We start from the raw sequence: 19,496 nt of genomic DNA, 5'->3' as shown, positions 1-19,496 counted from the left end.
TGAGGGCCGGACCGAGGGCCGGCGCGCAATCCATAAAAAAAGCCGCTGCCCCGTCGACAGGGACATGCGGCTCGGCTGATACGGTCGTGATGCGCGTCAAGTGCCGGAAAGCATCGCATCGAGCACCGGCGCAGCTACGAGAAATATGGGGCGAACTGGCATTCATTGCGGCCCAATATAACGCGCCTCAAAGCGCTTGTACAGCACTTAGCACGTCGTCCACATGGCCCGGTACCTTGATGCCGCGCCATGCCTGGCGAAGCACGCCGTCGGCGTCGATCAGGAACGTCGAGCGCTCGATTCCGCGCACTTCCTTGCCATACATTTTCTTCATCTTGATGACATCGAACAGCGCGCACAGCGCTTCGTCGGCATCGGAAATCAGCGGGAACGGCAGTTCGAGCTTTGCCTTGAAGTTGTCATGCGAGCGCAGGCTGTCGCGCGACACGCCGATGACTTCCGCACCGGCTTTCTTGAACTTCGGATAGAGATCGCGGAACTGCAGCCCTTCGGTCGTGCAGCCCGGCGTGTTGTCCTTCGGATAGAAGTACAGCACGAGTTTCTTGCCCTTCAGGTCGGACAGCGAAATGTCGCCGCCCGTGGCCGGTGCGGTGAAATCGGGAACTTGACGGTCAACTTCGACGGACACGTGTTTCTCCTGTTGTTATGGAAAGGCGCCGCTGCGGCGGCGCGGTTCGGCGGGGCGTCGCGGCAGCGCGCCGCATGGGCGGCGCGCGCGACGCCGGCGCGCGCGAACTCAGTCGGGCTGGACGATCAGTTCGCCGGAGCGGCCGGGAATTTCGCCCCACGTGACAGGGTACGATGGCAGCGAGTCGCGGTCCAGCGTCGCGTGGTAGTCGCCCATCGTCGCAAACGTGTGGCCTTGCGCGCGCCAGCCGGCGAGCAGTTGCTCGAACACGGGCGCGAGCTTCTGGCCTTCCAGTTCCGCATGCAGCGTGAACACCTGGTCGTGCGGATTGGTTTCGGTGAACTTGAGGATGTGCGCGGCGACGTTGTGCGTGTCGACGCCGTCGATGCCGAGCACTTCGTCGAGCGTCGGCAGCGTGGTCGGCATCTGCACGTGCGACAGCGTGCGGCCGTTGACGACGGGCAGGTACGGCGAATGGCCGCGGCCGTCGGATGCGTAGCGCATCCCCCATGCATCGATCTGCTCGAACGCGGAATCGTTCATCTGCCAGCCGGCCGCGCCGTGCGTGACGGGCGGCGCGCCGAAGATCTCGATGAAGCGCGCGTGACTCTTCTGCATTTCACGCGCGGTCCAGTCGCGATCGCGCGCGCGGACGTTGTCCTGCCAGTACACGTGATCCCACGTGTGGATCCCGCATTCGAAGCCGGCCTCGTGAATCGCGCGCATGTCGGCGATCGCGCGGCGGCCGATGTCGGGGCCCGGCAGCAGCACGCCGTACATCAGCTGCTTCACGCCGTAGTGTTCGACCACCGACGTGCGCGACACCTTCTTCAGGAAGCCGGGGCGGAACACGCGCCGCAGCGCCCAGCCCGTGTGATCGGGCCCGAGGCTGAAGAGGAAGGTCGCGCGCGCACTGAAGCGGTCGAAGATGCGCGCGAGGTTCGGCACGCCTTCGCGCGTGCCGCGCAGCGTGTCGACGTCGATCTTGAGGACGATGCGAGCCAAGCGAACGTCCCGCTCAGCCTTGCTGCTCGACGAGCGCGCGCGCGTCGGCGACGTGGCCGCGATACGCTTCGAAGATGTTGCGCAGCGCGTCGTCGAACGTCGCCTGCGGTGCCCAGCCGAGCTCCTGCATCGTGTTGTCGATCTTCGGTACGCGGTTCTGCACGTCCTGGTAGCCGTTGCCGTAGTACGCGCCGGACGTCGTCTCGACGAGCTTCACCTGCTTGGCCGAATCGGCGTATTCGGGGAATTCCGCCGCCAGTTCGAGCATCTTGTGCGCGAGTTCGCGAACCGAGAAGTTGTTCTTCGGATTCCCGATGTTGTAGATCTTGCCCGACGCGACGCCGTCCTTGTTCTCGATGATCTTCATCAGCGCGCTGATGCCGTCGCCGATGTCGGTGAACGCGCGCTTCTGCGAGCCGCCGTCGACGAGGCTGATGTTCTCGCCGCGCACGATGTGGCCGAGGAACTGCGTGACGACGCGCGAGCTGCCTTCCTTCGGCGTGTAGATCGAGTCGAGGCCCGGGCCGATCCAGTTGAACGGGCGGAACAGTGTGAAGTTCAGGCCTTCCATCCCGTAGCCCCAGATCACGCGGTCCATCAGCTGCTTCGAGCACGCGTAGATCCAGCGCGGCTTGTTGATCGGGCCGTAGGTGAGGGCCGATGCATCCGGGTCGAACTGCTCGTCCGAGCACATGCCGTAGACCTCGGAGGTCGACGGGAACACGAGGTGCTTGCCGTACTTGACGGCCGAACGCACGATCGGCAGGTTCGCCTCGAAGTCGAGTTCGAACACGCGCAGCGGCTGCTGGACATAAGTGGCGGGCGTTGCGATCGCGACGAGCGGCAGGATCACGTCGCACTTCTTCACGTGATACTCGACCCACTCCTTGTTGATCGTGATGTCGCCTTCGAAGAAATGCATCCGCTCGTGGTTGACGAGGTCGCCAAGCCGATCGGTCTGCATGTCCATGCCGAACACTTCCCAATCGGTGGTTTCAAGAATGCGCTTCGACAGGTGATGGCCGATGAAGCCGTTCACACCCAGGATCAGGACTTTTTTTGCTTTCATGAATGACGGGAAGAATGAATGAACTGCGCGAATTCCGCGGGCGTCACGACGGTTTCGCTGCCGTCGCGCTGCTGCCACAGCTCGAGAATGGATAGAGCGCGGCTGTCGCCGCAGACGCCGAATAGCGCATTATCGCTTACGTGCAGGCCGGGCGGCAAATCTGCCGCGGCGGCCGCTGCCGCGCTGCCGGGCGCCGCGAGGCGCGCGCGCGCGATCACGAAACGCGAGCCGTCGACGTCCGTGAACGCGCCCGGATACGGGGGCGCGACCGCGCGCACCAGGTTGTAGACCTGCGCGGCCGGCTTCGACCAGTCGACGCGGCCGTCTTCGGGCTTGCGCCCGCCGTAGTAGCTGCCGGTCGCGAGATCGTTCGGCAGGTGCGGCGCCTCGCCCGCGAGCAGCGCGGGCAGTACGCGCCAGAGCGTCTGCTCGGCGGCCACCGTGACCTTGTCGAACACCTGCGTGGCCGTGTCGTCCGGCAGGATCGGCACCGCGGTCTGGGCGATGATCGCGCCCGCGTCGGGCTTCGCGGCCATCTCGTGCAGCGTCGCGCCGGTTTCGGTCTCGCCGTTCAGCACGGCCCAGTTGGTCGGTACCCGACCCCGGTATTTCGGCAGCAGCGAGCCGTGCATGTTGTACGCGCCGCGCGGTGCGATCGCGAGCAGGTCCACCGGCAGCATATGACGGTAGTAGAACGAGAAGATGAAATCGGGCTGCGCGTCGGACACCGCGCGGCGCAGCGCCGGATCGGCGGGATCGGCCGGCGTGACGACCGGGATCCCGTGCTCGGCGGCGACCGATGCGACGCTGCCGAACCAGATGTTCTCGTTCGGGTTGTCCTCGTGCGTGACGACGAGTGCGACGTCGACGCCGCGCGCGAGCAGCACCTGCAGGCAGCGCACGCCGACGTTGTGATACGCGAAGACGACTGCGCGCGGTTTCATTGCTCGGCTCCCGTGCGGTTCGCGCCGGCCGGCACCGGCGGCACGCCGTCGTGCTGCTCGAGCACGGCCTGGATCAGGTAGCGCGGCCGCGCGCGCACCTGCTGGTAGATGCGGCCCACGTACTCGCCGAGCAGGCCGAGCGCGAAGATGATCACGCCGAGCAGGAAGAACGTGATCGCGAACAGCGTGAACACGCCTTGCACTTCCGCGCCGACGATGAAGCGTCGCACGAGCAGCAGCACGAACAGCGCGGCGGAACCGAGCGACAGGATCACGCCGATGAACGACAGCCACTGCAGCGGCACGACCGAGAAGCCCGTCACGAGGTCGAAGTTCAGCCGGATCAGGCTGTACAGCGAGTACTTCGATTCGCCGGCAAAGCGCTCCTCGTGCGCGACCTCGATTTCGGTCGGCTTCTGCGCGAACGTATAGGCAAGGGCGGGGATGAACGTGTTGACTTCGCCGCACACGTTGATCGTATCGATGATGCGGCGGCTGTACGCGCGCAGCATGCAGCCCTGGTCGGTCATCTTGATGCGCGTGATGCGCTCGCGCAGCCGGTTCATCATCTGCGACGCCTTGCGCCGCCACAGGCTGTCCTGGCGCTGCTTGCGGATCGAGCCGACGTAGTCGTAGCCCTCGCGCATCTTCGCGATCAGCTTGCCGATTTCCTCGGGCGGGTTCTGCAGGTCGGCGTCGAGCGTGATGACGATCTCGCCGCGCGATTGCGCGAAGCCGGCGAGGATCGCCATGTGCTGGCCGTAGTTGCCGTTGAGCAGCACGATGCGCGTCGTGTCGGGACGCACGTGGAACTGATCGGCGAGCATCGCGGCCGAGCGGTCGCGGCTGCCGTCGTTGATCAGGATCACTTCGTATGACGTGTCGAGTGCGTCGAGCGCCGGATACAGCCGCGCGAACAGCGCGGCGAGGCCGTCTTCCTCGTTGTACACGGGGATGATGACCGATACTTCGGGACGGCCTGCGTCCAGGTGCCCGGCGCCCGGATGCCCGGCGCGTGCTTCAAGGTGACTCATGTACGCTTAATTTCCGTATTGTTCGCAAATCTGGTTGATGGCGTCGACCACGCGACGCACATCGCCTTCCGTCATCTGCGTGAAGAGCGGCAGCGTGACGGTCGACGCGCCGTACCGTTCGGCGTGGGGGAACATGCCCTCCTTGAAGCCGCGCGCACGGTACAGCGTGAAAAGATGGATCGCCGGGTAGTGGATGCCCGTGCCGATGCCGCGTTCCTTCATCTGCGCCATGAACTCGGCGCGGGTGATCGTCAGCCGCTCGAGCGGCAGCGTGATCAGGAACATGTGCCAGTTGCCGTTCTCGAATTCGGCGACCGGCAGGCCGACACCGAGCTTCACGGCCGCGCTGCCGTCGAATGCGGCGAAATACGCGCGTGCGAGCGCGCGGCGCTGCGCGGTGAAGCGTTCGAGGTGCGGCAACTGGCCCAGGCCGACGCGCGCGGCGACGTCGGTCAGGTTGTACTTGCCGCCGAGCACGTCGCAGTCCATTCCGTCGAAGCCCGTGCGCGTGATGCCCTGCAGCCGGTACTTCTGCGCGAGCGTCGCTTCTTCCTCGTTGTTCAGCACGAGCGCGCCGCCTTCGATCGTCGTGAGGTTCTTGTTCGCGTGGAAGCTGAACGACACGATGTCGCCGATCGCGCCGATGCGCTTGCCGTTCCACGTCGAACCGAACGCCTGCGCGGCGTCCTCGATCACGCGCAGCTTGTGCGCGCGCGCGATCGCGTACAGGCGGTCCATGTCGACCGGCAGGCCGGACAGGAACACCGGGATGATCGCCTTCGTGCGCGGCGTGATCGCCTGCTCGAGCTTGTCGAGGTCGATGTTGCGCGTGACGGGATCGATGTCGGCGAACACGGGCGTCGCGCCGGTCTCGAGGATCACGTTGCTGGTCGAGACCCACGACGCCGGCGTCGTGATCACCTCGTCGCCGGGGCCGACGCCCGCGATGCGCAGGCCGATCTCGAGCGTGCAGGTGCCCGAGTTGAACGCGCGGACCGGACGGCCGCCGCAGTATTCGGACAGCGCCGCTTCGAATTTCTGGCTTTGCGGGCCCGTGGTGATCCAGCCCGAACGCAGCACTTCGACGACGCCCTGGATGGTTTCCTCATCGATCTCGGGGCGGGTGAACGGCAGAAACGGAGCGGTAGTCTGGCTCATGTACGCTTTGGCCTGTAATGGCGTGTAATAAAAGGGTCGGGCGATCCCGGCCGAAACCGGCATTAAACACCGGTTGGCGGAAACGCACCGTGATTTTTTGTAGGCGGACGCTTAACGCGGCGGGGCATGCTCAGCTTCGCGCGAGCACCAGCACGCCGATCAGGATGATGCCGATGCCGACGAGCCGCTGGATCGACAGCACCTCGCCGAACAGGTACCAGGCCGCGAACGCGTTGACGACGTAGCCGAGCGACAGCATCGGGTACGCGATCGACACGTCGACCCGCGACAGCCCGAGGATCCAGACCACGACGCTCAGCACGTAGCAGCCGAGGCCGCCGATGATCGGCAGCTGGGTGGCGATCTTCAGCCCGACCGGGATGATGTTCGCACGGCTGAATTCGAAGTGCCCGACGGCGTTGACGCCGGCCTTCAGCAGCAGTTGCGCAACGGCGTTGAGCATCACGCCGGTGACGATGCAGACGAGCGAAACGGGATTCATGCGATGGGCGTCCTTACGATTGCGGTTTCTCGACGATCACGCGACGGTTGTCGCGCGCAATCACGCGCATCGGCACGCCTTGCGTGACCAGGGCGTCGTACTGGCCGGGTGGCATGATCGCGAGCGCATGGGTTTCCTGCTTCCAGCGCGTGATCCATTCGTCGACGGTCGGAATCCACTTGTTCGGCTCCATCGAGATGCCGAACCCGAGCTCGTCCTGGCGCTGGACCATGATCGTCGTGTGGCCCATATAGAACGGGAACGTGTGATCGAGCATCTCGATCGAGTAGAACGGCGTGTCGGGCGGCAGTTTCGCCAGCTCGGCGCGCACCGTCGGCGCGAGCAGCGCGCCCGAGCTGTAGCGGCCGAACTCGTCGTGCCCGGTGCCGCCGATCGTGCCGAAGGCGAGCCACGCGGCGCCGAACGCGGCAAGCGCGGCGGCGACGCCCGCGCGGCGGTTCAGCCAGGCGGCCGCGAGCGTCAGCGCGGCCGCGACCGCGAGGCCCGCGTACAGCCACATCTGGAACGCGCGGTACAGCGCGTTCGGCGTGCGGGCATCGCCCTGGTACGCGAGGAAGATGATCCCGAACGCCGCGGCGACGAAGAACACGAGGTAGCCGAGCAGGTGGCGGCGGAAGCGGTCGGCGGTCATCAGCGGCAGGTACGCGCCGATGATCAGCGCGAGCGCCGGCGCGACCGGCAGCACGTACGAGATCAGCTTCGAATGCGATGCGCTGAAGAACAGGAAGATGAATGCGCTCCAGATCAGCAGCACGAGCATCGGCGAGAAGCCGTTCGGCTGGCGCGGCATCCGCAGCGCATGGCGGATGCTCTGCCACGCAACCGACAGCCACGGCAGGAAGCCGACCAGCAGCACGGGCACGAAGTAGTAGAGCGGGCCCGGACGGTTCTGTTCCGGGGTCAGGTACCGGCGGAACTGCTGGACGATGAAGAAGAAGTTGAAGAACTCGGGGTTGCGCTGCTGGACGAGCACGAACCACGGCGTGACGATCGCGAAGAAGATCACGAGGCCGCTCACCAGGTACAGGCGCTTCCAGAGCGCCCAGTCGCGCGCGATCAACGTATAGAGCACGAGTACGGCGCCGGGCAGGATCAGGCCGACGAGGCCCTTCGACAGCACCGCGAACGCCATCGCGGCCCAGCACGCCCACATCCAGCCGCGCGCCGCGGCCGGGCGCAGCCCGGGCCGTTGCGCGAGCAGCAGCGAGCAGAGCGACAGCGCCATCCAGAACGCAAGGCCCATGTCGAGCGCGTTGAAGTGGCCCATCAGGTTCCAGTACGGCGACGCGGCGAGCACGACGGCGGCGAGGAAGCCGGACAGCGGGTTGAACAGGCGCGCGCCCGTGAAGCCGACCAGCAGCACGCCGGCGAAGCTCGCGAGGGCCGTGTAGAGGCGCGCCTGCCATTCGCCGATGCCGAACCACGCGAACGTGAGCGCGTTCATCCAGGTCTGCAGCGGCGGCTTCTCGAAGTACTTGTAGCCGTTGTAGCGCGGCGTGATCCAGTCGCCGGTGACGAACATCTCGCGCGCCATTTCCGCGTAGCGGCCTTCGTCGCTCGGGATCAGGTGGCGCAGCCCGAGCGGCGCGAACCAGACGATCGCGAGCGCGACGACGAGGAGGGCGAGCGTGATGCGGTTGAGCGGTAGCCTCGACGGCGTATCGTTCATGGATTTTCAGCCTGTTGGTTGTTGTGACGGGCCGCCGGCGGGTTGCGCCGGGGGCGGGCGGCCTGGCCGGGCCGATCCGGGGATCGACCCGCTGCGCCGGCCCGAGTTTTACCGCATCGGGGATTAACGTTCAATTAAGAGCGCGGCGGCGACTTTGCGGCCTTCGGCCATCAGGATGTTGTAGGTGCGGCAGGCAGCCTGGAAATCCATCGTCTCGACGCCGATCCGCTTGGCCGTGAGCGCCGCGACGAGCCGCGGGTGCGGGAAGCGCAGCCGTGCGCCGCTGCCGAAGATGACGAGTTCGGGTGTCGGGTCGAGCAGCATCGCGAAATGCTCGGGCGCGAGCGCGTCGAACGACGACACCGGCCACATCTGGACCGGCGCGCCGGGCAGCACGATGACGCTCGTTTCATGGCGTTCGAGATTGACGTCGACATAATCGGGGCCGTAGCCGGTGACGGTGTTGAGCGCGCCGCTCGTGTCCTGGTGCAGTTTCAAATCGGTATTCCGCGGTTCCGTAGGGGAATGTGTCGCAGGGCCACAGGGGCCCGGATGGCCGGTTTCGCTTGCCCGGGCACGCGGGACGCCTGACGGCGTGGGCCCGGCGCGGCTATGGTGCATTGCGAAAGTCGGCCAAAATCCGCTAAATTATAACTTTTTGGTCGCCCCCGGGCGCCACTTGCGTCGCGCGTCGCCACAAGCCGCGCCCGACCGCCCGCTTTTCCCCAGTCTAGACAGCGCGCACAGACCGGCCGCTTTCCAGTTTTGATCCCGTCCCCCCGGCCGCAAGGCCAACCCAGGAACCGTGTCGTCGTGAAACCGATTCAGAAGTCGAACAAGCTGCTCAACGTCTGCTACGACATCCGTGGCCCGGTGCTCGAGCACGCGAAGCGCCTCGAGGAAGAAGGCCACCGCATCATCAAGCTGAACATCGGCAACCTCGCGCCGTTCGGTTTCGATGCGCCGGACGAGATCATCCAGGACATGATCCGCAACCTGCCGACGTCGTCCGGCTATTCGGATTCGAAGGGCGTGTTCTCGGCGCGCAAGGCCGTGATGCACTACACGCAGGAAAAGGGCGTCGTGGGCGTCGGCCTTGACGACATCTACATCGGCAACGGCGCGTCCGAGCTGATCGTGATGGCGACCCAGGCGCTCCTGAACGACGGCGACGAGGTGCTGCTGCCCGCGCCCGACTACCCGCTGTGGACGGCGGCGGTCAGCCTGTCGGGCGGCACGCCGGTGCATTACATCTGCGACGAGCAGAACGCGTGGATGCCCGATCTCGACGACATCCGCCGCAAGATCACGCCGAACACGAAGGCGATCGTCGTGATCAACCCGAACAACCCGACGGGCGCGCTTTATTCGGACGAATTGCTGCTCGAACTGCTCGAGATCGCACGCCAGCACGGGCTGATCGTGTTCGCCGACGAGGTGTACGACAAGATCGTCTACGACGGCCTCGAGCATACGGCGCTGGGTTCGCTGTCGGAGGACGTGATCACCGTCACGTTCAACAGCCTGTCGAAGAGCTATCGCTCGTGCGGCTACCGCGCGGGCTGGATGGCCGTGTCGGGCCTCGGCGGCGACAACCGCCGGCGCGCGAAGGATTACCTCGAGGGGCTCGGCATCCTGTCGTCGATGCGCCTGTGCGCGAACGTGCCCGGGCAGTTCGCGATCCAGACGGCGCTCGGCGGCTACCAGAGCATCAACGAGCTGATCATGCCGAGCGGGCGCCTGTACAAACAGCGCGAACTCGCGTACGACATGCTCACGTCGATTCCGGGCGTGACCTGCGTGAAGCCGCAGGCCGCGCTGTACATGTTCCCGCGCCTCGACCCGAAGCTTTATCCGATCCAGAACGACCAGCAGTTCATTCTCGACCTGTTGCTCGAGGAGCGCGTACTGCTCGTGCAGGGCACGGGCTTCAACTGGACGACGCCGGACCACTTCCGCGTGGTCTTCCTGCCGAACCTCGACGACCTGACCGATTCGATCAACCGGATCGCACGCTTCCTCGACGGCTACCGCAAGCGCCATTCGGCCTGAGCGGCAGGACCACACGGCACTCACTACTTCTTACTCATCGATCACACGCAGCATGGAACCGATCAAAGTTGGCCTGTTGGGCTTCGGCACGGTGGGCAGCGGCACCTTCACGGTGCTGGGCCGCAACCAGGAAGAAATCAAGCGACGCGCGGGGCGCGGCATCGAGGTGACGCGCATTGCGGTGCGCAACCCGGCCAAGGCGCTGGCTGCGCTCGGCGGCGATGCCGGCGCTGCGCAGATCACCGACGATTTCAACGCGGTCGTCGATGATCCGTCGATCGCGATCGTCGCCGAGATGATCGGCGGCACGGGCATCGCGCGCGACCTCGTGCTGCGCGCGATCGCGAACGGCAAGCATGTCGTGACGGCCAACAAGGCGCTGCTCGCGGTGCACGGCACCGAGATCTTCGAGGCCGCGCGCGCGAAGGGCGTGATGGTCGCGTTCGAGGCGGCCGTCGCCGGCGGCATCCCGATCATCAAGGCGCTGCGCGAAGGCCTGACCGCGAACCGCATCCAGTACATCGCGGGCATCATCAACGGCACGACCAACTACATCCTGTCGGAAATGCGCGATCGCGGGCTCGACTTCGCCACCGCGCTGAAGGCCGCGCAGGAGCTCGGCTACGCGGAAGCCGATCCGACCTTCGACATCGAAGGCGTCGACGCCGCGCACAAGGCGACCATCATGAGCGCGATCGCGTTCGGCGTGCCGGTGCAGTTCGACCGCGCATACGTCGAGGGCATCAGCAAGCTCGACGCGACCGACATCCGCTACGCGGAAGAACTCGGCTACCGGATCAAGCTGCTCGGCATCGCGCGCCGCGCCGTAAACGGCATCGAGCTGCGCGTGCACCCGACGCTGATCCCGGAAAAGCGCCTGCTCGCGAACGTCGAGGGCGCGATGAACGCGGTCGTCGTGCACGGCGACGCGGTCGGCACGACGCTGTATTACGGCAAGGGCGCGGGCGCGGAGCCGACCGCGTCGGCCGTGGTCGCGGATCTCGTTGACGTCACGCGCCTGCACACGGCGGACCCCGAGCATCGCGTGCCGCATCTCGCGTTCCAGCCGGACAGCCTGTCGAACACGCCGATCCTGCCGATCGAGGAAGTGACGAGCGGCTACTACCTGCGCCTGCGCGTCGCCGACCAGACGGGCGTGCTGGCCGACATCACGCGCATCCTCGCCGCATCGGGCATCTCGATCGACGCGCTGCTGCAGAAGGAATCGGAGCAGATCGACGGCGCGAACGGCGAGACCGACATCATCCTGATCACGCACGAGACGGTCGAGAAGAACGTCAACGCGGCGATCGCGCAGATCGAGAGCCTCTCGACGGTGGTCTCGAAGGTAACGAAGCTGCGCATGGAAGCGCTGAACTGAGGACGGAAGGCGACATGAACTACATCTCCACGCGCGGCGCCGGCATCGGCGAGCGCCACACGTTCTCCGACATCCTGCTCGGCGGCCTCGCGAAGGACGGCGGGCTGTACCTGCCGTCCGAATATCCGAAGGTGTCGGCCGACGAGTTCGCGCGCTGGCGCACGCTGTCGTATGCGGATCTCGCGTTCGAGATCCTGTCGAAGTTCTGCGACGACGTGCCGGCCGACGACCTGCGCGCGATCACGCACCGCACGTACACGGCCGACGTGTACCGCAACACGCGCCATGGCGAGAACGCGTCCGACATCACGCCGCTGAAGACGCTCGGCACCGAGAACGGCGCGGCGCTGTCGCTGCTCGAACTGTCGAACGGCCCGACGCTCGCGTTCAAGGACATGGCGATGCAGCTGCTCGGCAGCCTGTTCGAGTACACGCTCGCGAAGCACGGGCAGACGCTGAACATTCTCGGCGCGACGTCCGGCGACACGGGCAGCGCGGCCGAATACGCGATGCGCGGCAAGGCCGGCGTGCGCGTGTTCATGCTGTCGCCGCACAAGAAGATGAGCGCGTTCCAGACGGCCCAGATGTTCAGCCTGCAGGATCCGAACATCTTCAACCTCGCGGTCGAAGGCGTGTTCGACGACTGCCAGGACATCGTGAAGGCGGTGTCGAACGATCACGCGTTCAAGGCGCAGCAGAAGATCGGCACGGTCAACTCGATCAACTGGGCGCGCGTCGTCGCGCAGGTCGTGTACTACTTCAAGGGCTACTTCGCGGCAACGCAGTCCAACGACGAGCGCGTGTCGTTCACGGTGCCGTCGGGCAACTTCGGCAACGTCTGCGCGGGCCACATCGCGCGGATGATGGGCCTGCCGATCGCGAAGCTCGTGGTCGCGACCAACGAGAACGACGTGCTCGACGAGTTCTTCCGCACGGGCGCATATCGCGTGCGCAGCGCCGAGAACACCTATCACACGAGCAGCCCGAGCATGGACATCTCGAAGGCATCGAACTTCGAGCGCTTCGTGTTCGACCTACTCGGCCGCGATCCGGCGCGCGTGATGCAGCTGTTCCGCGACGTCGAGGAGAAAGGCGGCTTCGATCTCGCGGCGAGCGGCGATTTCGCACGGGTCGCCGAGTTCGGTTTCGTGTCGGGCCGCAGCAGCCACGCGGACCGCATCGCGACGATCCGCGACGTGTTCTCGCGTTACGACACGATGATCGATACGCACACGGCCGACGGCGTGAAGGTCGCGCGCGAGCATCTCGACGCGGGCGTGCCGATGGTCGTGCTCGAGACCGCACAGCCGATCAAGTTCGGCGAGACGATTCGCGAGGCACTCGATCGCGAAGCCGAGCGTCCGGCCGCATTCGACGGGCTCGAGGCGCTGCCGCAGCGTTTCGAGGTCGTGAAGGCCGACGCGCAGCAGGTGAAGGACTTCATCGCCGCCCATACGGGCGCATGACGCATGGCCGGGCCGAGAGCCCGGCTGTGCAGGACGGCCGGAATGCCGATTCGTCGAACGGATCGGGGTTCCGGCCGTTTCGTTTGGCGGTGCCGCGCCGCGCAGGCGTTCGGCAACCTGCCGCGCGGCTGCCGTCAAACCGGCATCGCGCGCGAAACAAGTGCCAGACCCGCGCGCTCGCGCGAATCACAGTTTCCGCATGTCTGCCATATCGCGCGCCCGCGCGACGGCGTCGCTACAATGGAGTATTGCATCCAACGATCCCCGATTCCATCGATGTCGAACCCCAATCCCGCGGCGCCGCGCGCGCCGATGCTGTCGACCGCCGAGGCGCTCGCCGCGCTGCTCGATGCCGCGAAGCCGTTGCCCGGCGTCGAAACCGTCGCCACGCTCGATGCGCTCGGCCGCGTGCTGGCGGCCGACGTGAGCTCGCCGCTCGACGTGCCGCCGATGCATACGAGCGCGATGGACGGCTATGCGGTGCGCGTCGCCGACCTGCTGCATGGCGAGCGGCGTTTGCCGGTGTCGCAGCGCATTCCGGCCGGCCATCCGGCCGCGCCACTCGCAGCCGGCACGGCCGCGCGGATCTTCACCGGCGCGACGGTGCCGCCCGGCGCCGACGCTGTCGTGATGCAGGAGCAGGCGTCGGCCGACGGCGACGCGGTCGAGATCCTGCACACGCCGAAGGCCGGTGAATGGATCACCGCGCAGGGCGCGGATATCCGGCAGGGCTCGGTGATCCTGCCGGCCGGCACGCGGCTCACGCCGCAGGCGCTCGGTCTTGCCGCATCGGTCGGCTGCGCGCAGTTGCCGGTCGCGCGGCGGATTCGCGTCGCGGTGTTCTTCACCGGCGACGAACTGACGATGCCGGGCGAGCCGCTGAAGCCCGGCGCGATCTACAACTCGAACCGCTTCACGCTGCGCGGGCTGCTGGAGCGGCTCGGCTGCCACGTGACCGACTACGGGATCGTGCCCGATTCGCTCGCCGCGACGCGCGACACGCTGCGCGCGGCCGCGCGCGATCACGACGTGATCCTGACGAGCGGCGGCGTGTCGGTCGGCGACGAGGATCACGTGAAGCCGGCCGTCGAGGCCGAAGGGCGGCTCGCGCTGTGGCAGATCGCGATGAAGCCCGGCAAGCCGCTTGCCTACGGTGCGGTGCGCCGTGGCGACGATCGCCCCGATGCGCACTTCATCGGGCTGCCCGGCAACCCGGTATCGAGTTTCGTCACGTTCCTGCTGTTCGTGCGGCCGTTCCTGCTGCGCCTGTCCGGCGTGCGCGACGTCGCGCCGCGCGCGCTGTCGCTGCGCGCCGACTTCTCGCAAGGCAAGGGCGACCGCCGCAACGAATTCCTGCGTGCCCGCGTGAACGCGGCCGGCGGCCTCGACCTGTTCCCGAACCAGAGTTCGGCGGTGCTGACGTCGACGGTGTGGGGCGACGGCCTGATCGACAATCCGCCGCAGCACGCGATCAGCGCCGGCGAGACCGTGCGTTTCATTCCGTTTTCCGAACTGCTGTCGTAACGCGACGGCTTCCCGAACCATGAAGATTCAGCTGAAATTTTTTGCAAGCGTACGCGAGGCACTGGGTGTTGCCGACGAGCAGGCCGACGTGCCGGACAGCGTCACGACCGTGGGCGACGTGCGCGCATGGCTGCGCGTGCGCGGCGGGGCATGGGCCGAGACGCTCGCGGAAGGGCGCGCGCTGCGCATGGCGTGCAATCACGAGATGACCGATCCCGATACGCGGCTCACCGAGGGCTGCGAAGTGGCGTTCTTTCCGCCGGTGACGGGCGGTTGAGGCACCGGCGATGGCAACGGTACGAATCCAGACCGACGACTTCGACCTGAACGCCGAGGTCGCGGCATTGCGTGCGCGCAACCCGAAGATCGGCGCGGTCGCGTGTTTCGTCGGCACGGTGCGCGATCTGAACGAAGGTGATGCGGTTGCCGCGATGGAACTCGAGCACTATCCGGGGATGACCGAGAAGGCGCTCGAGAAGATTGCGGCCGAGGCCGGCCGGCGCTGGCCGGGCATCGACGTCGCGATCGTGCATCGCGTTGGCAGGCTCCTGCCGCTCGACCAGATCGTGATGGTCGCCACGGTTGCGTCGCACCGCGGCGACGCGTTCGCGTCGTGCGAGTTCGTGATGGACTACCTGAAGACCGAAGCGCCGTTCTGGAAGAAGGAAACCACGCCGGACGGCGAGCGCTGGGTCGACGCACGCAGCGCCGACGATGCCGCGCTCGCGCGCTGGGGGATCGAATCGGGCAATACGCGGCGCTGAGCGCGGCGTCGGCCTCGTGCGGCAAGGTGCTGCATGCGCGCAAGCGCCGCGCGTGACGGCAACCCGTGATGGCAACCCGTGATGGCAACCCGTTACGCGTCCGGATCGGTGCTGCGCCCGATGATCTTCGCCGGAAACGGCTCGCCGCGGGCACGCGACGGCAGCGCGTGCGGATCGTCGCCCCCGTCGTCCCCGCCGCGGCGGCGCGGTGCGATCGCGTCGAGCAGCGCCTGCTGCTCGGGCGGAATCCGGTAATCCCAGCCGAAGCGGCTCAACTGCAGGCTCTGTGCGATCCGCAGGGCCGGTTCCATGAAGCGGATCGCCGCGGGCGGTGCGTAGCGCGCCTCGACGGTCTTCAGGAACAGCGACAGCCAGCGGCTGAAATGGGCCGGCTCGATCCCGTCGAGCGGCTGGTGCGCCTGCTGCACGTTGCCGCGATAGCCCTTGGTGCCGAGCACGAGGCTCGACCAGAACGTGACCATCTTCGGCAGGTGGTCGTCCCAGCGGCCGGCCAGCTTTGCGTCGAACACGGGCCCGAGCAGCGGATCGATGCGCACGCGGTCGTAGAACGCGTAGACGAGATCGCGGATGTTCTCTTCGGTCGGCTCGGCGTCGTGAGGGCGGGCCGGTGCGGTATCGGGCGAGGCGGGCAGGACGGTCATGGCAAAAAGGGGGCCGGGAGAGACAGACAACGACGGGGCGGCGGCGCGGGCATCGTGCAGGACGCCGGCCGGATTTTGACGCAAAATAGCGACCAACGACCCCTGAAAAACGTGTAGATGTCACGCATCTTATTGTGCGCGCGCCCTCCCGGCAACCCGGGGCCGCGGAACAGGGCTGTCGACCGGCCCCGTGCGCATCCCGATCGGCCCGGCTCACGTAATTGGGACACGATCGATCTCTTCCGTATTCACCCATGAGACTCACCGACTACACCGACTATTCGCTGCGCGTGATGCTTTACCTTGCCGTGCGCGGCGAGGGACTCGCGACGATCCAGGAGATCTCGGACGCCTACGGCATCTCGAAGAACCATCTGATGAAAGTCGTGCAGCAGCTCGGCGAGCTGGGGTGGGTCGACACCGTTCGCGGCCGCAATGGCGGGCTGAGGCTGTTCCCCGAATCGCTGCAACTGACCGTCGGTGAGGTCGTGCGCGCAACCGAGAGCGATTTCGCGCTGGTCGGCTGCTTTGCGGCCGAAGGTGAGTCGCGCGGCTGCGTGATCGAGCCGCAGTGTCGCCTGAAGGGCGTGCTGGCGGCCGCGCGCGATGCGTTCTTCGCCGAACTCGACCGCCACACGCTCGGTGAACTGGTCGAACCCGCTGCGCCGCTCATGGCGCTGCTCGGCATTCGCCCGGTCGTGCGCGTGCATCCCGCCGCGCCGTTGCCGGAAGACGCGCCCGTGTCCGTCGAGCCGCCGTCGACGGCCGGCTGATACGCGAGCGCCGCGCTCCGCGGCCCGGCAGCGGCCCGTCCCGGGGCCGCTTCGAGGATATCCATCGATTTTTGCGCTGAATCAACCCAAATTTCGCTTGAAAGCCGCATAACCATCCTTATCTTGGTGTTAATCGAAAATTGGAGGTCTCGACAAAATGAGAATCGACAAGCTCACCACCAAGTTCCAGGAAGCACTCGCTGACGCGCAAAGCCTTGCGGCTGGCCGCGACAATCAATACATCGAACCCGTTCACGTGCTGGCCGCGCTGGTCGCGCAGCAGGACGGTTCCGCCCGCTCGCTGATGTCGCGCGCGGGTGTTCACATCCAGGCGCTGCAAGGCGCGCTGAACGAAGCAATCTCGCGCCTGCCGCAAGTGACGGGTACGGGCGGCGACATCCAGATCGGCCGCGAACTGGCCGGGCTGCTGAACCAGGCCGACAAGGAAGCGCAGAAGCTCAACGACACGTTCATCGCGAGCGAGATGTTCCTGCTCGCCGTGTCCGACGACAAGGGCGAAGCCGGCAAGCTCGCGCGCCAGCACGGCCTCACGCGCAAGTCGCTCGAAGCCGCGATCGCCGCGGTGCGCGGCGGCTCGCAGGTGCACAGCCAGGATGCGGAAAGCCAGCGCGAGGCGCTGAAGAAGTACACGGTCGACCTGACCGAGCGCGCCCGTGCGGGCAAGCTCGATCCGGTGATCGGCCGCGACGACGAAATCCGCCGTTCGATCCAGATCCTGCAGCGCCGCACCAAGAACAACCCGGTGCTGATCGGCGAGCCGGGCGTCGGCAAGACGGCGATCGTCGAAGGGCTCGCGCAGCGGATCGTCAACGGCGAAGTGCCGGAGACGCTGAAGGGCAAGCGCGTGCTGTCGCTCGACATGGCCGCGCTGCTCGCCGGCGCGAAGTATCGCGGTGAATTCGAGGAGCGCCTGAAGGCGGTGCTCAACGACATCGCGAAGGACGAAGGCCAGACGATCGTCTTCATCGACGAAATCCACACGATGGTCGGCGCGGGCAAGGCCGAAGGCGCGATGGATGCGGGCAACATGCTGAAGCCGGCGCTGTCGCGCGGCGAGCTGCACTGCATCGGCGCGACCACGCTCGACGAATACCGCAAGTACATCGAGAAGGATGCCGCGCTCGAGCGCCGCTTCCAGAAGGTGCTCGTCGACGAGCCGAGCGTCGAGGCGACGATCGCGATCCTGCGCGGGCTGCAGGAGAAGTACGAACTGCACCACGGCGTCGACATCACCGATCCGGCGATCGTCGCCGCGGCCGAACTGTCGCACCGCTACATCACCGATCGTTTCCTGCCCGACAAGGCAATCGACCTGATCGACGAAGCCGCTTCGAAGATCAAGATGGAAATCGATTCGAAGCCCGAAGAGATGGACAAGCTCGACCGCCGGCTGATCCAGCTGAAGATCGAGCGCGAAGCCGTGAAGAAGGAGCAGGACGAAGCGTCGCAGAAGCGCCTGCAACTGATCGAGGAAGAGATCGAGCGCCTCGGCCGCGAATATGCGGACCTCGAGGAGATCTGGACCGCCGAGAAGGCCGCGGTGCAGGGCAGCGCGCAGTTGAAGGAAGAGATCGAGAAGGTGCGTGCGGACATCGCGCGGCTGCAGCGCGACGGCAAGCTGGAGAAGGTCGCCGAACTGCAGTACGGCAAGCTGCCGCAGCTCGAGGCGCAGCTGAAGCAGGTTACGCAGGCCGAAGAGCAGGAGCAGCACAACCCGACGCGGCCGCGCCTGCTGCGCACGCAGGTCGGTGCCGAGGAAATCGCGGAAGTCGTGTCGCGTTCGACCGGGATTCCGGTGTCGCGGATGATGCAGGGCGAACGCGAGAAGCTGCTGCACATCGAGGAAAAGCTGCACGAGCGCGTGGTCGGCCAGCATGAGGCGATCGGCGCGGTGGCCGACGCGATCCGCCGTTCGCGCGCGGGTCTCGCCGATCCGAACCGTCCGTACGGCTCGTTCCTGTTCCTCGGTCCGACGGGTGTCGGCAAGACCGAACTGTGCAAGGCGCTGGCGTCGTTCCTGTTCGATTCGGAAGAGCACCTGATCCGCATCGACATGAGCGAGTTCATGGAGAAGCACAGCGTCGCGCGGCTGATCGGCGCGCCGCCGGGCTATGTCGGTTACGAGGAAGGCGGTTACCTGACGGAAGCCGTGCGCCGCAAGCCGTACAGCGTGATCCTGCTCGACGAGATCGAGAAGGCGCATCCGGACGTGTTCAACGTGCTGCTGCAGGTGCTCGACGACGGTCGCATGACGGACGGGCAGGGGCGCACGGTGGACTTCAAGAACACGGTGATCGTGATGACGTCGAACCTCGGCTCGCAGGTGATCCAGGCGATGACGGGCGCGCCGCAGGAAGAGATCAAGGACGCGGTGTGGCTCGAGGTGAAGCAGCATTTCCGCCCCGAGTTCCTGAACCGGATCGACGACGTCGTCGTGTTCCATGCGCTCGACCGCAGCAACATCGAGTCGATCGCGAAGATCCAGCTCGCCCGCCTGCACGACCGGCTCGCGAAGCTCGACATGGCGCTCGACGTGTCGCCGGCGGCGCTCGAACAGATCGGCAAGGTCGGTTACGATCCGCTGTTCGGTGCGCGGCCGCTGAAGCGCGCGATCCAGCAGGAGATCGAGAACCCGGTCGCGAAGCTCATCCTCGCGGGCCGTTTCGGTCCGAAGGACGTGATTCCGGTCGACGTCAACGACGGCAAGTTCGTGTTCGACCGCGTCGTTCACTGATCGCCTGCCATCGGCTGCCCGCCCGGTTCGCGCCGGGCGCGCAAAAACAAACACCCCGCCTCGGCGGG

At 66.4% G+C, this 19,496-nt stretch carries 18 protein-coding genes; 8 read left to right on the top strand and 10 right to left on the bottom strand.

Translation table 11 applies throughout. From position 1 onward, the window contains the following. Nucleotides 1-187: 187 nt before the first annotated feature. The 9 genes from ACTJLD_RS34300 to ACTJLD_RS34260 form a co-directional block, all read right to left on the bottom strand. The gene (locus tag ACTJLD_RS34300; protein WP_006756046.1) at nucleotides 188-649 is read right to left on the bottom strand and encodes a peroxiredoxin; all 462 of its coding nucleotides are present in this window, start codon (nucleotides 647-649) and stop codon (nucleotides 188-190) included. Nucleotides 650-757: 108 nt separating this feature from the next. Beyond that, a complete protein-coding gene (locus ACTJLD_RS34295; protein ID WP_059694573.1) occupies nucleotides 758-1,654 on the bottom strand; it encodes a polysaccharide deacetylase family protein in 897 nt (298 codons plus the stop codon). Nucleotides 1,655-1,667: 13 nt separating this feature from the next. After that, entirely contained in the window at nucleotides 1,668-2,723 is a 1,056-nt protein-coding gene (locus ACTJLD_RS34290; RefSeq protein ID WP_006482864.1) for a bifunctional UDP-4-keto-pentose/UDP-xylose synthase, read from the bottom strand. Further along, on the bottom strand, nucleotides 2,720-3,667 hold the full coding sequence (locus tag ACTJLD_RS34285) for a formyltransferase (protein WP_440660928.1): 948 nt from the start codon (nucleotides 3,665-3,667) through the stop codon (nucleotides 2,720-2,722). Before ACTJLD_RS34285 ends, ACTJLD_RS34290 begins: the two co-directional genes overlap by 4 nt. After that, entirely contained in the window at nucleotides 3,664-4,701 is a 1,038-nt protein-coding gene (locus ACTJLD_RS34280) for a glycosyltransferase (protein ID WP_124544608.1), read from the bottom strand. Before ACTJLD_RS34280 ends, ACTJLD_RS34285 begins: the two co-directional genes overlap by 4 nt. Nucleotides 4,702-4,707: 6 nt before the next feature. Beyond that, on the bottom strand, nucleotides 4,708-5,859 hold the full coding sequence (locus ACTJLD_RS34275) for a DegT/DnrJ/EryC1/StrS family aminotransferase (protein WP_027787199.1): 1,152 nt from the start codon (nucleotides 5,857-5,859) through the stop codon (nucleotides 4,708-4,710). Nucleotides 5,860-5,989: 130 nt separating this feature from the next. After that, nucleotides 5,990-6,361, bottom strand: a complete 372-nt coding sequence (locus tag ACTJLD_RS34270) for an EamA family transporter (protein WP_021156511.1) — start codon at nucleotides 6,359-6,361, stop codon at nucleotides 5,990-5,992. A gap of 13 nt (nucleotides 6,362-6,374) precedes the next feature. Further along, on the bottom strand, nucleotides 6,375-8,051 hold the full coding sequence (locus ACTJLD_RS34265; RefSeq protein WP_440660925.1) for a glycosyltransferase family 39 protein: 1,677 nt from the start codon (nucleotides 8,049-8,051) through the stop codon (nucleotides 6,375-6,377). Between the two features lie 123 nt (nucleotides 8,052-8,174). Continuing rightward, the gene (locus ACTJLD_RS34260; protein ID WP_027787202.1) at nucleotides 8,175-8,549 is read right to left on the bottom strand and encodes an Mth938-like domain-containing protein; all 375 of its coding nucleotides are present in this window, start codon (nucleotides 8,547-8,549) and stop codon (nucleotides 8,175-8,177) included. A 315-nt stretch (nucleotides 8,550-8,864) separates the two neighbouring features. Between ACTJLD_RS34260 and ACTJLD_RS34255 the strand changes: the two genes are divergently transcribed. From ACTJLD_RS34255 to ACTJLD_RS34230, 6 genes are all read left to right on the top strand, one after another. Beyond that, nucleotides 8,865-10,103: a pyridoxal phosphate-dependent aminotransferase gene (locus ACTJLD_RS34255; protein ID WP_027787203.1), complete on the top strand. Its 1,239-nt coding sequence runs from the start codon at nucleotides 8,865-8,867 to the stop codon at nucleotides 10,101-10,103. Nucleotides 10,104-10,155: 52 nt separating this feature from the next. Continuing rightward, nucleotides 10,156-11,484, top strand: a complete 1,329-nt coding sequence (locus tag ACTJLD_RS34250) for a homoserine dehydrogenase (protein ID WP_175755699.1) — start codon at nucleotides 10,156-10,158, stop codon at nucleotides 11,482-11,484. 14 nt (nucleotides 11,485-11,498) lie between these two features. Next, nucleotides 11,499-12,950 carry a threonine synthase gene (thrC, locus tag ACTJLD_RS34245; RefSeq protein ID WP_440660922.1) on the top strand — a complete coding sequence of 484 codons (1,452 nt, stop codon included), beginning with the start codon at nucleotides 11,499-11,501 and terminating at the stop codon, nucleotides 12,948-12,950. A 276-nt stretch (nucleotides 12,951-13,226) separates the two neighbouring features. Next, nucleotides 13,227-14,474, top strand: coding sequence for a molybdopterin molybdotransferase MoeA (locus ACTJLD_RS34240; protein WP_027787205.1), 1,248 nt, complete (start codon nucleotides 13,227-13,229; stop codon nucleotides 14,472-14,474). Between the two features lie 19 nt (nucleotides 14,475-14,493). Continuing rightward, nucleotides 14,494-14,751, top strand: coding sequence for a molybdopterin converting factor subunit 1 (moaD, locus tag ACTJLD_RS34235; protein WP_011352296.1), 258 nt, complete (start codon nucleotides 14,494-14,496; stop codon nucleotides 14,749-14,751). A 10-nt stretch (nucleotides 14,752-14,761) separates the two neighbouring features. Beyond that, on the top strand, nucleotides 14,762-15,238 hold the full coding sequence (locus ACTJLD_RS34230; RefSeq protein WP_060174307.1) for a molybdenum cofactor biosynthesis protein MoaE: 477 nt from the start codon (nucleotides 14,762-14,764) through the stop codon (nucleotides 15,236-15,238). Nucleotides 15,239-15,330: 92 nt separating this feature from the next. On the opposite strand, the gene ACTJLD_RS34225 is transcribed toward ACTJLD_RS34230, so the two are convergent. After that, nucleotides 15,331-15,900, bottom strand: a complete 570-nt coding sequence (locus ACTJLD_RS34225; protein ID WP_440660920.1) for a group III truncated hemoglobin — start codon at nucleotides 15,898-15,900, stop codon at nucleotides 15,331-15,333. A 254-nt stretch (nucleotides 15,901-16,154) separates the two neighbouring features. On the opposite strand from ACTJLD_RS34225, the gene ACTJLD_RS34220 reads away from it, so the two are divergent. Together ACTJLD_RS34220 and clpB are read left to right on the top strand one after the other, a co-directional pair. After that, nucleotides 16,155-16,673: an Rrf2 family transcriptional regulator gene (locus ACTJLD_RS34220; RefSeq protein WP_027787208.1), complete on the top strand. Its 519-nt coding sequence runs from the start codon at nucleotides 16,155-16,157 to the stop codon at nucleotides 16,671-16,673. Nucleotides 16,674-16,830: 157 nt separating this feature from the next. Continuing rightward, complete coding sequence (gene clpB, locus ACTJLD_RS34215; protein WP_027787209.1) at nucleotides 16,831-19,428, top strand: ATP-dependent chaperone ClpB; 2,598 nt, start codon at nucleotides 16,831-16,833, stop codon at nucleotides 19,426-19,428. The last annotated feature ends 68 nt before the right edge of the window (nucleotides 19,429-19,496 follow it).

This window comes from Burkholderia sp. 22088 (assembly GCF_052045915.1).
GTDB lineage: Bacteria > Pseudomonadota > Gammaproteobacteria > Burkholderiales > Burkholderiaceae > Burkholderia > Burkholderia cepacia.
This window is presented reverse-complemented; position numbering and strand designations above follow the sequence as displayed.